Genomic DNA, 15097 nt, shown 5'->3' with positions numbered 1-15097 from the left:
AAAATGATGCAGTTTTTTTAAGTACAACAGAGAAGCCTGACGCGCGGTATTGGAAAAGAGCCAGTACCATAAAATCACAAAGTACAAGATGACCCGACACAGCCAGCGCCCACCCAAACGGTAGAAACCCAGCATCAGCATCAGCGGCAACATCCCGCCCCGCTCTTTCACGGCGCTCCATTTCTGCATATGCTTCTCTGACCGCCTTAGCCTTTAACTTTCTGATAAATCAGTTTGGGGAACCGCAGCAGCATGCCACCTAACAAGCGACTATGCGCGCGCGCCATGCCCAAATTGTCACGCCAAACATCAAAATGTGAAATGCCACCTTCAGGGTAAACGACATGCGTGGGCAAATTGATAAACGGCACATTATCCCATTTCAAACGCACCAAAATTTCCGAGTCAAAGCCCATCCGCGGTTGAAACTTGGCTGTATTTAGAATGTTCACCGTCTGCGCCAAAGGATAAACACGAAAGCCACACATGCTGTCTTTAATGTCAAAAGACAGACTGTTAATCCACACCCAAATATGGGTTGCATAACGGCCATAGAGACGTTTTTTTGGAACAGTCGCATCAAAGATCGGCTGACCAATAATCATGGCTTTGGGATGCTGGATAGAGGTGTCTAAAAAGCGTTGCACATCCTGCCAATCATGTTGTCCATCCGCATCCAGTTGCAAAGCATGGCTATAGCCACATTGAAAGGCATGCTTGAGACCCGTGATCACCGCCTGCCCCTTCCCTTGATTGTGGGTATGTTCAACCAAATCGACCCTTGGGTAGTCCTGCGCAAGCTGATGTAACACTGTTGTACAATCAGCATCACTGCCATCATTCACCATAATAATGGGTAACTCAAAAGCGCTTAAATGTGACAGTAACGCAGCCAAATAATGCGGATGGTTATACACAGGAATCACAAAGCAGTGTTTCATATTTGTCTCTCGGCTTAAACGTCTACAGGGACAGCAAACAGCAAACGTCCTGATGCCAATATTTTGTCATGATTTTTCAGCTCAAAACTGATCTTATGTGCTTTACGGCTGAGCACCAGTTCCAGCGTTTGATAGGGTTGGATCAGTCCTTGAAATTTTAACTGCTCAAAACCATTGCACCACAGTAAATCTGCCCAGTTTTGTTTGGCAAAATGTTGAATAAATCCAATTTGCCCTACGCCCGGATAAATCGGGAAGTTCGGAAAATGCCCTTTAAAGCATTCCAGCTCAGGCACAAACTCCAAAGCATAAGTGATCTGCATATCCTGTGACTGCTGTGTCAATACCACAGGCAGAGTCATCGGCTGAAAGAGTGATTTTAAATACTGTTTGTTCAGCTTCGATTGTGCATTTTGTGGCATTTGCGTTAAAAACCGCCACTGCCGCGGAATCGCGATACTTTCCAATTTCAGTTGTAAGTGTTTTTTCAGCTGTGCGGTGAGTACGGCTTTGCCCTTTTCAATGAGCAGCGCCCTTGCATCATCCGTTAACACTGCCACCACCGCCAACATCTGACGCTGTTCTTTTTCATGAATTAAAACATGGCACTGCTGTATTTCTGCCAACTCAGCGATTTTTGCTTCAATCGCATCGAGACTTAACCGCTTTTCTTCGAGTTTGACAATGCGGTCCAAACGCCCCAATAACTGGAATAGACTTTTGGGATTATCTGCATCCACGACCTGCACTTTATCTCCCGTCAGAATCCAATCCGTGCTAAAGGCATGATTGGTTTTAACGGCTAACTCTTGTTGCTCGGCGCAGTTAATTTCGACATTAGCAAAGGGTGTCCATAGTGCATTATCCGCCTGACGGTGAGCAATCCCGCCTGTTTCAGAACTACCAAACACTTCGGTAATGGGACGGTTCAGCAAAGGACGCACGCCTGCATCCAACTTTCCGCCAGAGGAATAGACCCGATGGCAGTCTTGCAACACCACATCTGTGGTCCAGCGCTTCAACAATGCAGGACTTGAAATCAGATAATTGGGCAGTTGCAAATGGGAAATTTTCTTTTGAAGATCAACCACATCTTCAGGGAAAGCCAGTTGTTTTTGGTAGAAACTACGTCCACTGGCTAAGGGCCACAACAGCTTGAACAACAAACCATAAATATGTTGATGACTCACCGTGGCAATCGCAACTGCCTGCTCAGGCAAATCAAAACTGGCTTCTAAACCACAGACTTCATTGAACAATTGTTGCAAGGTGCGCGGAATCTTTTTCGGCTGCCCTGTTGAACCCGAAGTATAGAAATACAGCTGTGCCTGATTGAGAAAGGCAGCATCAAATTGAAGCTCAAAGGTTGACGTGGCTGTCGACGGCAAACGTTTTAAAAAATAAATCTGCTGTTCAGCCAATTCTTTTTCTAAGTCGCTGACCCGATGCGGCGGCAACAGCACTTGCTTACCTGCTTGCAAGGCTGCAAACAACAATACCAAAAACTCATAACTATCTTGTTCCCAAAGCGCCCATACTGGCTGTTCCAACTGCTGAATTTGCGTAGCCTGTACAGCTACATCCAACCAAAAAGTGTGAAAGGACACAAAACTTGAGTCCGCCTGAATACACAAGGGACGCGATGAATGCAGATGGTGTTGAAAATGACAAGACATAAAATTTGTTTTTAAAAACCGTATTTCTAATCGCTATAGTTCGAGGCCACTGTTTCAGCTGCCCTGACGGAAATGCTGTTATTTCTGTGCCTGATGCAGTCGTTGCTGGCGTTTACGCAACACAAACTCACCCAGTAACAGTCCACCCATCAAGAGATAAGAGATCAAACCGTTATACAGCACCCAAATCTTCATCGGTGCAAAGAAAACAGTGATCAGGGCAATGACCGCATTGATGCAAAAAAAACCACACCAAACTTTGGTCACTTGACGGGTCCATTCTACTCCTTCTTCGGGCAGATTAGGCTCTGCCAAACGTGCAAAACGTTCAATCATTGAAGGCGGTCGAATCAAGGTGCTGGCAAAAATAAACAGCGCCCCAAGACTCATAAAGACAGGATAGAGTTTAAGCCACGCATGATCTTTTAAAATCAAACTCAGCCCGCCACATAAAATGGCAAAACCTGTCAATGGCCACAGTAGGGCATTGCCCTTACTCAAGAGACGTAAAATGCCCAGTGCAATCAATACCGCACTGACCCAGACATACTGTCCATGTGCCAAAGCATAAGCGACAAAAAAAGGATAGAGGATCAATCCGATCCCTGCTACCCCTTTTAAGATGTTGTTCATGCAACTGACATATTCTGAATGACGACCACCACATCTTGAACGGTGCGCACATTTTTAAAGTCTTCAGGGTTGACTTGTTTGCCTGTCAACTCTTTAATTTTTACCACCAAATCAATGGCATCAATACTGTCAACATCGAGGTCTGAAGCTAGGTTTGACTCTAATTGCACATCTTCAGGCGCAATTTCAAACAGCTCTTCCATCCATTCACGTAATTTTTCTAACACGGTTTCTTGTGCAAGCATAGCAACCTCTTATGCTGTTTTCTGTGCTTCAACCAAAGCCACTAAGCTTTGAATTGATTTAAAATGTTCTTTGGTTTCTGCAGACTCTGCATTCAAATGAATGCCATAACGTTTTTTCAATGCCAAGCCTAATTCAAGGGCATCAATCGAGTCCAAACCTAGACCATCGCCAAACAAAGGCGCGCCTGTATCAATGTCTTCAATACTGATGTCTTCAAGGGCAAGGACATCAATAATCATTTGCTTTAATTCATCAGCAAGATTAGTCATTTAGGGATAACTCTTGGTTAAAAAACCACTGTAATTGTTGATTTAATTGACGTACATTTTTTGGATTGACCGTTACGTCATCCAATACGTCTTCCACGCGGATCGCATCCAAGACTTTTACATGGATATGAAAAGGCTGTTCTGGAATGTGATACCATTTTTCGTTTTTGGTGAGTGTCGAGGGCGTACAGCTAATTAGCACAGGCCGAATCGGTACCCCTGCCCTTAGTGCAATATTGGCTGCGCCACGCTGGAACTCGTTCAACTGCTCACCTTTGGCCGTCCGTGTTCCTTCAGGAAAGATGAGCAATGAGGCAGCATGGTCTTGTTGTAATTTATGTACACAGTCCTGAATAAACTGCTCGGAACCTGCATTTAAAATATAGCCTGCGCTTTGTACAGGGCCTTTGGTAAATGGATTCGACCACAGCGCCTGTTTCACAACGCAATTCGCTTGTTCCATTAAACCAATTAAAACCACCACGTCAATCAGTGTCGGATGGTTGGCAATCACCAGCTCTTGTTGGCTGTGCTGTAGCTTATCTAAACCTTCAACCGTATAGGTCATAATGCCCAGTTTTACCATCATCTCGGTAAAACCTTTGAAACTGTGCTTAATGACCTTTTGGGTGCGCTGCTTGCGAACTTCTGGGTCTTGTGAACTCAGCTTGACCATTGGTGCAATCAAACTACCAATCGCCACACCGCCTAAGCCAAAACTGGCAAAGCTAAAGCCCGTTGCCCCAACACGCCATGCATAGTTGGCTTTTTGCTTGATTTCATCTAATTTCAGCATTTTGTCCACACTTCAAATTCGGTTGCGTTGTTATTGTTCCAAAACGCATTAAACGCTAAAGCTTGTTGATAAGCAGGATCTTGAGCGATGTGATGCTCTGACTCTAAAATCAAATTTGCAGGCGCTAATGAAATCACAGCACCCATCGCAAAAGCAGCAAATGGCTGATGCTCGATATAAATTTCAGGTAGCGCATCATCATAATACACCAGCAAAACCTGACGGGCTTCGGGCTGTGTTTTTAACCACGCATAGGCTTCAATCAACCCATCATTCCACGAGCCTGCCAAACTGGTCGCAGGTGTCGCATCCTGACATAAAATAGAATACAAGCCTGAAATTGCATTATGAACCGAGGTTGAAAACTGTGTCGGTGAAGGCGTTTGCCCTCTCAAGACATCTTCTAATATATTCAGCGTTTTGGCTTCATCGCCATATTGCGACACCCAAACAATATAATCGACATTGCAGGTATCTAAAGCTTGTATGGCACTATTCAAAGCCAGCTTTGCCAGACGCGATAAACGTCGACGTTGCATCGCAGGAATGTGTTCTATAGCTGATAATTCTTGATCAACCGAACTTAGATTTAAGCGGGATACGTGGAGTTGCATCATCATGATCAGTGTTTAAAAAATTGACAAATTATCAGGCGCGCAATTATAGCACCGAGCCAAATTTTTCACAAAAAATAACAAAACCACGTTGTTTTCAAAAATAAAAATGTGAAATACCATTCACTTATCAATAAAAAATTGCCGCTTTTTTTATCAATACCTCTAAATTGGCGGATTTTTAGTATCCCCACGTAACATGGACTACATTTAACCTACACGTTGTATCATTTTAAAAGATCGCACCATAAGCCTTTGATTATATCTATTGGCAAACCAAAGGCTTAACAAGAAAGGATCTTCATTAAGCTTGAGCAATGACGGGCTCAGTTTGTGGCAAACGGCGTTTGATCACGGCATAAGCTACACCAGTCACCACGCTTCCAATCGCAATCGCCAATAAATATTTTAATGGATAATTCATCGCATTCGGAATGATCAGCACCATTACACCGCCGTGCGGAGTGACCAATTCACATTTAAACAAAGCAACCAAAGCCCCCGTTACAGCACCACCTGCGATCGTACATGGAAGCACTCGAATCGGATCTTTGGCTGCAAACGGAATAGCTCCTTCCGAAATAAAACATAGGCCAAGGACCACAGCAGCCTTCCCTGCATCTTGCTCAGGTTTGGCAAATTTATGCTTTGCCAGAAAAGTTGCAATTGCCATACCCAATGGCGGTACCATACCCGCGGCCATGGTAATCGCCATCGGTCCGTATGTTTGTGACGTCAGTAAGCCTACCGTAAAGGCATAAGCTGCTTTATTAATTGGCCCCCCAACATCAATACACATCATACTCCCAAGAATAATCCCCATGATCATGGCATTGGTCGTACCCATATTGGCAAGGAAGTGTGTAAGTAATTCAAACAATTGTGCAACAGGCTGTCCAACCACATAAATCATGATTAAACCAACAGCTAAACTGGCTAATAGTGGAATAATCAAAATTGGTTTTAGGGCTTCTAGGCTACTTGGGAGTTTTAATTGTTTCGATAAAAATAACGCAATATAACCTGCAATAAAACCTGCAACTAAGCCACCGAGAAAGCCTGCCTCTAATTGTGTTGCAAGCAAGCCTCCAATCAAACCAGGGGTTAAACCTGGACGATCCGCAATAGAATAGGCAATGTAACCTGCCAGCATAGGCACCATGAGGGTAAATGCTGCAGCGCCTATTTGTTTTAAGGATGCTGCAAAGCTCCCTTCAACAGGATTGAGGCCAAACATAAACGAGATCGCAATGATCAAACCGCCCGCCACCACCATCGGTAGCATGAAAGACACCCCCGTTAAAAGGTGTTTATAAATTCCAGCTTTTTCTTTGTTTTCACTTTCTGTCTTGGTGGCTGTTTGCTTACCCGTTTCAAGCACTTTGGCCTCAGCAATTGCATTTGCAAAAGTCTTATCGGTTTGCTTAAGGGCAAATCCCGTACCGCAGCGATATACACGTTTGCCTACAAAGCGATCGGTATTGACCTCAATATCCGTTGCTAAGATCACCACATCTGCATTGGCAATACATTCTGCCGATAAAATATTTTTAGCCCCAACCGAACCTTGGGTTTCAACATCAATCTGATAACCATGCTTTACTGCACCTTGTTGCAAGGCTTCGGCCGCCATAAACGTATGTGCAACACCAGTTGGACATGCTGTAATTGCGACAAACCGTGTAACCTCAGCATTGTCTGCAATAGGTTCACCTACAGCATCTGAATGCTCAAAGACTTGTTGCAAAAGTATGGTCGCATCATGTTGTGCGGCACCCAAACGAATGACTTTCACAACTTTGTCACGCAGTTGATCTGTATCTGTCGACTTCTGTCCCACAAAAACAACCGTATCAATAACATTTGATAAATCGAGATGTTCGACTGACGTCGCTACATGATTGGAAATACCAAGTGCTGTTGCTGCTTTGGACAATTTTTTGGCCAAAATCACTGCATTAATCGGCTGCTCGGGACTATGTGGCACAAATAGAATATGTTTTATCTCTTGCATCGTATTAACTCAATGATTGGACTGAGATTTGCGATTTCAAATCTTCAATAACAGCAAAGTCTGGAAGGGCAAACCCTATTTGGGTCACGGCATTGCTCGCAATTGCGGTTGCTGTTTTCAATGTTTCTTCTGGGGAAGTTGAACTCAACAAGCCATGAATCATCCCTGCCACTAAGGAATCTCCTGCGCCGACCGTACTTTGGACGCTGACCTTCGGTGCAGTAGCATGCAGGGATTGTGTGCGGTGAAGCCAGTTCACCCCGTTTTCACCCATCGAGACCACAATGTGTTCTATCTGACTATTTAAACGGGCAAAAAGGTGCTGTTGTTCTGCAAAAGTTTCTGCTGGCAAATGGTAAGTTTCCGTCAACTCATCCGTATTGGGCTTAATCAACCAAGGATGGGCAGCAATTGCCGCTTTCAATGCAATACCACTGGTATCCACTGCGACTTTCTTACCCTCAGACTGTAACCATATAATCAGCGTTGAAAGCTCTTCTGCAGAAAAACCTTGTGGCAAACTACCTGCAATCACAATCGCATCCACTGCAAAAATCAGTTGTGATAAGCGCTCACGTAGCTGTTGTTTTGCGGTGGTATCCACAAAAAAGCCCTTGCCATTGATGTCTGTCATCTGACCAGAGGCTTCTGCAACTTTAATGTTTTGTCGTGTTTCACCTGCAACATAAATAAATTGGTTATCAAATTGCTCTTGCTGGATATGATGGTCAAAAATTTGACGGTTTTCTTGCCCCAAAAAGCCACTCACAATCAGTTCATGTCCCAAATCCTTAAGGACCTGTGCCACGTTTAAGCCTTTACCTGCTGCATGGCTTTGGGCCGTTAACTGACGATTGACCTCACCAATTTTTAGTTGATCCAATTGCACGGTGAGGTCAATTGCAGGATTCAGGGTAATGCTTAATATCTTAGCCATTCGGTAATTACTCCACCAATGCACGTACGGCGGTTGCACTGTCACAACTTAAGGCTTGCTGTGCGACCTGTTGGCAATTTATATAGTTCAAACCACGAATTTGCGCCTTCACCAATGGAATACTGGTACTCGACATACTCAACTCATCCACGCCCAAGCCCATCAATACAGGCACAGCTTTTGGGTCAGCAGCCAATTCACCACAAATGCCCACCCATTTACCATGCTGATGTGCTGCCCGAACCGTCTGATCAATCAATAACAAAATACTCGGATGTAAGCCATCAGCTTCAGCAGACAACAGCGGATGACCACGGTCAATCGCCAGAGTATATTGAGTCAAGTCATTGGTTCCAATACTAAAAAAATCAACTTCTTGAGCAAGAATCGGAGCCAATAATGCTGCCGCAGGAACCTCAATCATAATACCGACTTGTAAGTTTTCACATGGATGCTGTATGCGAACCTCATCCAAAATCGCTTTTGCTGCTCGCCATTCTTCAACCCGCCCAATCATAGGAAACATAATCCTTAATGGGCGATTATCCGCCGCTTTAAGTAAAGCAACCAATTGCTGACGTAACAATTCTGGCTTACGTAAAGTCAGACGAATACCACGTAAGCCCAAGAATGGATTTTCTTCTTTTTCAATAGGCAAATACTGCAAAGGTTTGTCCCCGCCAACATCAAGTGTACGTACCACCAATGGACGACCCGCCAAAGCATCTAACACCACCCGATAATCGGCTTCCTGTGTAGCCTCATCAGGCGCACTGCTGTGTGACATAAAGACCAATTCTGTGCGTAGCAAACCAATTGCTTCTGCCCCATCTGCCACAGCCTGTATCGTAGCGCCCACTTTGCCAATATTGGCTGCGATTTCAACTTGATGTTGATCCAGTGTGATGGCAGGTTCTAAACAGTGCTGTTCCGCTTGTTCTCGTAACTCACGCTGGCGTTGGCGCTCTGCAATGGCATGATCAATCTGGCTTGGCTCTGGTGAGACCACATACTCACCTGTATCTCCATTAATCAGCACGGTGGCATGGTTCTCAATACTTAAAACAGTTGCACCCGCACCTACGACCGCTGGAATAGCCAAAGCACGTGCCACAATAGCACTATGGGCACTCGCCCCACCAACCGCAGTCAAAATACCTGCAACCCGGTCTTTATTCAGACGCGCGACATCACTTGGACCAACATCATGCATAATTAAGATATAAGGTTGCTCGGGTTCTGTGACCTCAGCAACACCGCACAAAGCAGCCAAAACACGCTCACCAATATCTCTCAAATCAGCCGCACGCTCTGCCAGTAAATGATCACTAAGTGCAGCCTGCGCAGTCGCAGCCACTTCAATATGCTCATGCCAAGCCGCAGCAGCAGACAACCCTTGTTTTAAACCGCGTTGCACACTTTGGATGAGGTCTGGGTCATCCAGCATTTCCAAATGTGCCATGAAAATCTGCTTAATGGCGGTAGATTCAGTATGTGCAATGAATTGACGTAAGCTGTTTTTCACCTGATGAAGCGCAATTTCAAGCTTTTCATTCTCAGCTTTAAAGCTCTGTCCGAGACGTTCATAGCTAAATTCACGTGGCTTCACCACATGTGCAGGACCAAAAGCAAGGCCAGTTGATGCTGCAATACCGCAGCTCCCCGTATCGCCATGTGATTCAAAACGCAGTAATTCCAAAGTATTTCCGACTGGGTCACTACTGCTGTGATGATGAGATACAAGGTCAATAGCTTCAACCTCTTCTCCTAAGCCCTGTTGAACTGCATCAATAATCTGTTCTAAGCCTGCTACAGCATCGGTATCAGGTTGTGCAATAAAAGTCAGAGTTTGACCACGACGGCATCCCATGGCTAATAATTTGGTTAAACTTTTTGCCGAAACGTAAGCCCCCTCATCTACAGCAACGAGAATATCCCCTGCAAATTTCTTGGTCATATTGACCAAGTGTGTCGCGGGACGCGCATGTAGTCCATGAGCGTTGGCTAAGACAATACGACGAGATGGCCAATCAGGAATCAGTTCAGCACCAATTAACTGCGCCAACTGGTGACTATCTTGCTCTTGGTTGAGGGTATGAACTTGTTCAGTATCAAACAAAATATCCATTAATTGTTGAAACCGTGGCATATCCAGTTGCTCATTACTGGCAATACACACCAAAGTCTTGAGCATTTCCTGCTGATGGCTTAAAACCTGTTCCGCTTTTACCAAACTTACAGCTGGGCTCAAAACATGCTGGTTCGAAGTGATCGACCAGACCCCCTCCCCTAAATGAATCATGCTTTTTAGGTTTAAACCCGACAGAAAACCACACTCCACCATTTTTTGCTGTTTCAGCAGCTGTGTTGCCTGCCAAATCAAATCCTCTACATCTAGTGCGGGAACTTGAGTGGCGATTAAATTTTCATGCAATGCCAGAGATGCTGGTTGGGCTTGTAATAATGCAATAATTTGCTCTGCAGATTGAGCCTGTTTCACTTGGTCAGCGACCTCGTTAATTAAAGCCCGTGTCAAAACTTGTAAGACTTGCAAATGCTCATCTGATTTCGCAGCAATCACCACCGCTAAATAAATTTTATTTTCACCGTCCCAAACAATTCCTTCAGGAAAGTGCGCCAGACGAATACCTGTTTTTAAAATAGATTGGCGCGACTGAGGCGTCCCATGCGGAATGGCAATTCCTTGCCCTAAATACGTTGCACTTTGTTGTTCGCGCGCGGTCAAGCCATGAATATAATCAGGGGTAACCAATTGGTCTTCGACTAAGATATCGACTAGACATTGCAACGCTTGTGCCTTATCAGTGGCGTGTTGTTTCATTCGAACATGTTGTATATCTAGCGCGAGCATAAAACGTCCTTGCAAAGCAGCATAGTGAGAAGCCATGCCTTTTTTACTGGAGAAAAAATAAAAGTCGAATTCTACTCAGGATTTACCCGAAAATCTGTATATTTTAGTCAATCATTTAAATGATTGTTATCGTGAATAAAGGTTTAATATTTTATGAAGAAAAATTTTCATAAATTATAAATAGTTAAGAATAGTTAAAAAAAGAGAAGGAAATATGTTCCTCCTCTTTTTATTTTTCAACTAGATATAGTATTGCGCTCTTTTTTTGGCAAATTTATCGAGCTGCTTTAAAAAGCCTTCAAAATAGTCTTTTTCTTTTTCTTCAGTACGATATCCAGCGTAGAGAGTACGACGCAAACCTTCAGGTGCTACACAGTCCAAACGACGTGAAGTCACCCAGCCTTTTTGTTCATATTCATTCACTACCCAGTCTGGCAACGCACCAATACCACGACCACTTGCCACCAACTGGATCAGCATTTGAGTCAGATCGGTGGTACGGATTTGTTTTGGCAGAATATTGGCTGGAATAAACAGACGCGACATAATATCCAAACGATGTTTATCAACTGGATAGGTAATAAGAGTCTCTTCGGCAAGCTCTTGTACAGTAATCTCTTTAGCGCGAACCAAAGGATGGGTATTGGATAAGACCAAACGTGACTCGTACTCAAAAATTGGGAAATATTCTACCCCTTTTAATGCAATCGGATCGGCTGTAATCAATAGGTCAAATTCGCCCGTCTGTAATAATTCATGCGGGTTCGCCTCAAAGCCTGAAGCAAAGTCCAAATCAACATCAGGATATTGCTGACGATATTGATTTAACAACGGCATTAACCAATCAAAACAACTATGACACTCAGAAGAAAAGGTAATGCGTCCTGTTTGCCCATGTACGATACGGGTAATGTCGCTTTGTGCAATTTGTACCTGTGGTAACACCTCATCCGCTAACTTTAATAGACGCTGTCCAACATTCGAAAAACTAACAGGGCGACTGCGACGATTCACCACCTCCACACCAAACCATTGATCAAGCTCACGCAACTGGTGCGATAGTGCTGAAGGGGTTAAACACAAATCCCCTGCAGCAGCGACCAATGAGCCATGCTCTCTTAAGGCGGTTAAAGTTTTTAAATGGCGGAGTTCTAACATCTGGCGCAACTCAAGGTTTAATTTTAATAGATACGGTATAGCTTAACTGATAATTACGCCTAATACTTAATATTTTTCACCTTTAAATTAAACTTATTAATTTATTTCATTATTTAATTTTAAATCATGCTGTCTATAACAAAAATTTTACCGCCCTACACGGTATGTAAATATATTCAGCACACAATCAATAACTCAGAGATGCAAGCCACAATTTACTGCTGAATCCTGTTTTAGACATGAAAGCAACTCTCAAACAAGTAAAGAAAATGATTGGCACGATCAACTACAAGTTAAAAACCACAGCTAAACACTTTTTATGGGTTAAGCTCAACCGTCCCTATTGTATACCTGAGTAATATTCATCTCATTTATATAAAGCTGATGTTTTCGAACACCTTCAATCAACTAAAGCACACTACATTATTTGCCTCAGCCTTGGTTTTTGATGTTCCACGTGAAGCATCATGTAAGCAGGGAGCAAAAGTCGTTTGTATCTCAAACTAACGAGATACAAAACAAGGCATGCAAAAACAAAAAAAGCTTCCTATTTTGGAAGCTCTTTTCAATCTTAACTTAACTATCAATCGTGAGTTTTAAAATCTCAGCCTTGGTATAACCTCTTTCTTTTAAAAGATGTTGAATGGCTTTTTTCTCATCTTGATCTTCAAGAAATTTACAGCGTTGGATCAAACGCATATCAGTTTCAAATTGGAAATTATGACGACACTCCAATTCCTTATTAGAAGGCGTAGTAAAAAAATGCAGCACTGTTAGATACTCTCTTTCTTGCTGTTGAAGTGGCCCGCCTTCAACGAATACCTATCTAACACAACTGTTAAACACCCTTTGTGTAAATGATGACGAATCTCGATCCATTATGCAAGTTTAGGCCTCTCAAATGTTCTCTCTATATCCATTACAAGGCTAAGTGCATATCTTAATCATCGACTCAACTCGCTTTTGATCATGAAAATTCATCAGCTCATCCTGAGAATTCTTCACCCAATCTGGATTGATCTATCTCTTAGACGTTTTAAACTGTCTGGTTTAAATATATAACCATTCAATATGTCGAAGCTCGAACGTCAGAAACTTACCCTCCCCACAGGTCATGACAAACTGCTCCTGCATTCCTGCTGTGCACCTTGTTCAGGTGAAGTCATGGAAACCCTGATTGAGTCAGGTATCAATTTTTCCATCTTTTTTTACAATCCCAATATTCATCCCGTGAAAGAATATCTAATTCGTAAAGAAGAAAATATTCGCTTTGCAGAAAAACATCATATTCCATTTATTGACTGTGATTACGACACAGACAACTGGTTTGCACGTGCCAAAGGGATGGAAAATGAGCCAGAGAAAGGCATCCGTTGTACCATGTGTTTTGATATGCGGTTTGAACGAACGGCGTTATATGCGGCAGAACATGGCTTTAGCCTAATCAGTAGCTCTCTCGGCATTTCCCGTTGGAAGAATATGCAACAGATCAATGAATGCGGACACCGTTCTGCTTCACATTATGCAGGCATTCAGTACTGGGACTATAACTGGCGCAAACATGGCGGTGCGGTACGCATGCTAGACATCAGCAAACGTGAAGAATTTTATCAACAAGAATACTGTGGTTGCGTGTATTCACTGCGGGATAGCAACCGCTGGCGCATGAGCCAAGGCCGTGAGCGCATCAAACTCGGACAAAAATTCTATTCGAATGCCATGGATCAGGACAGCTAATTTTAGTTCGCAGACTCCACATACCAATTTTTCCAAGAGCTGGTTCCACGCACCGCACTCGACACGGTCGGAATCAGCTTTTCTTTTAAAATCGCTGTTTGTCCAACCGCTTTGGCTAAGCGCGCTTTGACGGAGTGAATACATTCACGATCCCCAAATTCACAGCGGTCTAAGCTGGTTCCCCCACAGGGCCCATTCGCCAAGCCTTTGGGACACGTTTCTGGGCAAATATACAGGGTCTCGCCTAAACGGCATTGACCACAACTCTCACAGCCCACCACTACATGCTTACTCAAATGTTCTGTTTTCAGTAATGCTTGTTTGGCACGCGAGCGATCCCAAACATTGAAATTAAAAATAAACCGCCCCACCCCTTTGGCCAGTTTAGATTCAAATAAAGCATCATGCATCAGATGCAGATGTTGGTATTTAATGATCTGACTTGAGGTCGCAGGCCGTGAATAATAAGTCAGCTTCGGATGAAATTCCGTACCTGTTTGCACCTGCCAAAGCGTATTCCAAAGTCGTTCACACTCAGCAAAACTCAAGTGTCGATATTCTTCAATATAGCGTTCCAACAACATTTGTTCTTCAGGCTGATGGCAAGCCGATAAATGCACTCCCGCAAAGCCCAAATGTCGACACATAAGAATCTGTAATGCGCAGCGCACATAAACGCCATCACTTAAACCCTGTTCTTTTTCCTGTTGTAACACCTTCAATATATGCGGGGTAATCACAATGCCGGCTACTTTATGTTTCAGCATAAACTTAGCCCGCGCCAAGGTCAGTGGCATAACGCAGGCTAAAATTTTCTGCGCATACTGATGTTGCGCTAAAAATGCATGTGCATCCTGTAAAGCAGCCATGTCATAGCCCAACTGGGTAATCACATAATCCGCCCCTGCTTTCATCTTTTTATGCAGTTTCAGATATTGCGCCTCTTTTTCCGCTTCCGCATATTTAAACGGATTAAACGCTACACCGATATGAAAACCGCCTTGACGTTTGGCTTCCATGACAGCATTCACAGACTCCAAATAACGTGTCCGTGGCTCTAAGTCATGGCTGTAGTGGTGCTGTTTTAATTTATCACCCGTTAAGAGCAACAGGTTCTTTTGACCCTGTATTTTTGCATCCTGCAAAAACTGCTCAAAGTCCCGTATATCGCGCGCTTTCCCCGAAAAGTGAATGACTTTTTCAA

13 protein-coding genes and 3 pseudogenes are annotated in these 15097 nt (G+C 43.6%); 1 reads left to right on the top strand and 15 read right to left on the bottom strand.

The features are described from left to right. The 14 genes and pseudogenes from B4F08_RS17200 to B4F08_RS17140 all read right to left on the bottom strand — a co-directional run. Window positions 1–189, bottom strand: a pseudogene (locus B4F08_RS17200) (acyltransferase); the annotation flags it as partial. Window positions 190–206: 17 nt separating this feature from the next. Further along, a complete protein-coding gene (locus tag B4F08_RS17195) occupies window positions 207–941 on the bottom strand; it encodes a glycosyltransferase family 2 protein (RefSeq protein ID WP_291375534.1) in 735 nt (244 codons plus the stop codon). Between the two features lie 14 nt (window positions 942–955). Continuing rightward, window positions 956–2617, bottom strand: coding sequence for an AMP-binding protein (locus tag B4F08_RS17190; RefSeq protein WP_291375533.1), 1662 nt, complete (start codon window positions 2615–2617; stop codon window positions 956–958). A gap of 78 nt (window positions 2618–2695) precedes the next feature. Beyond that, a complete protein-coding gene (locus B4F08_RS17185; RefSeq protein ID WP_291375531.1) occupies window positions 2696–3250 on the bottom strand; it encodes a septation protein IspZ in 555 nt (184 codons plus the stop codon). Next, window positions 3247–3495, bottom strand: coding sequence for an acyl carrier protein (locus tag B4F08_RS17180; RefSeq protein ID WP_070153992.1), 249 nt, complete (start codon window positions 3493–3495; stop codon window positions 3247–3249). Before B4F08_RS17180 ends, B4F08_RS17185 begins: the two co-directional genes overlap by 4 nt. Window positions 3496–3504: 9 nt before the next feature. Then, the gene (locus tag B4F08_RS17175) at window positions 3505–3765 is read right to left on the bottom strand and encodes a phosphopantetheine-binding protein (protein WP_086210683.1); all 261 of its coding nucleotides are present in this window, start codon (window positions 3763–3765) and stop codon (window positions 3505–3507) included. Continuing rightward, window positions 3758–4561: a lysophospholipid acyltransferase family protein gene (locus B4F08_RS17170; protein WP_086210684.1), complete on the bottom strand. Its 804-nt coding sequence runs from the start codon at window positions 4559–4561 to the stop codon at window positions 3758–3760. Before B4F08_RS17170 ends, B4F08_RS17175 begins: the two co-directional genes overlap by 8 nt. Then, window positions 4555–5178, bottom strand: coding sequence for a beta-ketoacyl synthase chain length factor (locus B4F08_RS17165; RefSeq protein WP_291375537.1), 624 nt, complete (start codon window positions 5176–5178; stop codon window positions 4555–4557). Before B4F08_RS17165 ends, B4F08_RS17170 begins: the two co-directional genes overlap by 7 nt. Window positions 5179–5479: 301 nt before the next feature. Beyond that, window positions 5480–7189, bottom strand: coding sequence for a fructose-specific PTS transporter subunit EIIC (locus B4F08_RS17160; RefSeq protein ID WP_291375529.1), 1710 nt, complete (start codon window positions 7187–7189; stop codon window positions 5480–5482). Between the two features lie 4 nt (window positions 7190–7193). Beyond that, entirely contained in the window at window positions 7194–8126 is a 933-nt protein-coding gene (gene pfkB / locus B4F08_RS17155; RefSeq protein ID WP_291375528.1) for a 1-phosphofructokinase, read from the bottom strand. 7 nt (window positions 8127–8133) lie between these two features. Beyond that, window positions 8134–9783: pseudogene (ptsP, locus tag B4F08_RS17305) on the bottom strand (phosphoenolpyruvate--protein phosphotransferase); the annotation flags it as partial. 86 nt (window positions 9784–9869) lie between these two features. Beyond that, window positions 9870–10998: pseudogene (gene fruB, locus B4F08_RS17300) on the bottom strand (fused PTS fructose transporter subunit IIA/HPr protein); the annotation flags it as partial. Between the two features lie 240 nt (window positions 10999–11238). Then, window positions 11239–12156, bottom strand: coding sequence for a LysR family transcriptional regulator (locus B4F08_RS17145; RefSeq protein WP_058952405.1), 918 nt, complete (start codon window positions 12154–12156; stop codon window positions 11239–11241). Between the two features lie 576 nt (window positions 12157–12732). Next, entirely contained in the window at window positions 12733–12855 is a 123-nt protein-coding gene (locus tag B4F08_RS17140; protein ID WP_265733404.1) for a hypothetical protein, read from the bottom strand. A 372-nt stretch (window positions 12856–13227) separates the two neighbouring features. Between B4F08_RS17140 and B4F08_RS17135 the strand changes: the two genes are divergently transcribed. Beyond that, on the top strand, window positions 13228–13893 hold the full coding sequence (locus tag B4F08_RS17135) for an epoxyqueuosine reductase QueH (protein ID WP_291375526.1): 666 nt from the start codon (window positions 13228–13230) through the stop codon (window positions 13891–13893). 2 nt (window positions 13894–13895) lie between these two features. Here the strand turns inward: B4F08_RS17135 and B4F08_RS17130 are convergent. Beyond that, the coding region (locus B4F08_RS17130) for a methylenetetrahydrofolate reductase C-terminal domain-containing protein (RefSeq protein ID WP_291375525.1) at window positions 13896–15097 on the bottom strand (1202 nt) is incomplete at its 5' end.

This window comes from Acinetobacter sp. UBA6720, from assembly GCF_002454215.1.
In the GTDB taxonomy this organism is placed as follows: domain Bacteria; phylum Pseudomonadota; class Gammaproteobacteria; order Pseudomonadales; family Moraxellaceae; genus Acinetobacter.
This window is presented reverse-complemented; position numbering and strand designations above follow the sequence as displayed.

Coding starts and splice junctions, on each gene's coding strand:
- B4F08_RS17165 (WP_291375537.1), bottom strand. CDS start 5,178: ATGATGCAACTCCACGTATCCCGCTTAAATCTAAGTTCGGTTGATCAA.
- B4F08_RS17175 (WP_086210683.1), bottom strand. CDS start 3,765: ATGACTAATCTTGCTGATGAATTAAAGCAAATGATTATTGATGTCCTT.
- B4F08_RS17160 (WP_291375529.1), bottom strand. CDS start 7,189: ATGCAAGAGATAAAACATATTCTATTTGTGCCACATAGTCCCGAGCAG.
- B4F08_RS17135 (WP_291375526.1), top strand. CDS start 13,228: ATGTCGAAGCTCGAACGTCAGAAACTTACCCTCCCCACAGGTCATGAC.
- pfkB (WP_291375528.1), bottom strand. CDS start 8,126: ATGGCTAAGATATTAAGCATTACCCTGAATCCTGCAATTGACCTCACC.
- B4F08_RS17195 (WP_291375534.1), bottom strand. CDS start 941: ATGAAACACTGCTTTGTGATTCCTGTGTATAACCATCCGCATTATTTG.
- B4F08_RS17180 (WP_070153992.1), bottom strand. CDS start 3,495: ATGCTTGCACAAGAAACCGTGTTAGAAAAATTACGTGAATGGATGGAA.
- B4F08_RS17145 (WP_058952405.1), bottom strand. CDS start 12,156: ATGTTAGAACTCCGCCATTTAAAAACTTTAACCGCCTTAAGAGAGCAT.
- B4F08_RS17170 (WP_086210684.1), bottom strand. CDS start 4,561: ATGCTGAAATTAGATGAAATCAAGCAAAAAGCCAACTATGCATGGCGT.
- B4F08_RS17140 (WP_265733404.1), bottom strand. CDS start 12,855: ATGCGTTTGATCCAACGCTGTAAATTTCTTGAAGATCAAGATGAGAAA.
- B4F08_RS17185 (WP_291375531.1), bottom strand. CDS start 3,250: ATGAACAACATCTTAAAAGGGGTAGCAGGGATCGGATTGATCCTCTAT.
- B4F08_RS17190 (WP_291375533.1), bottom strand. CDS start 2,617: ATGTCTTGTCATTTTCAACACCATCTGCATTCATCGCGTCCCTTGTGT.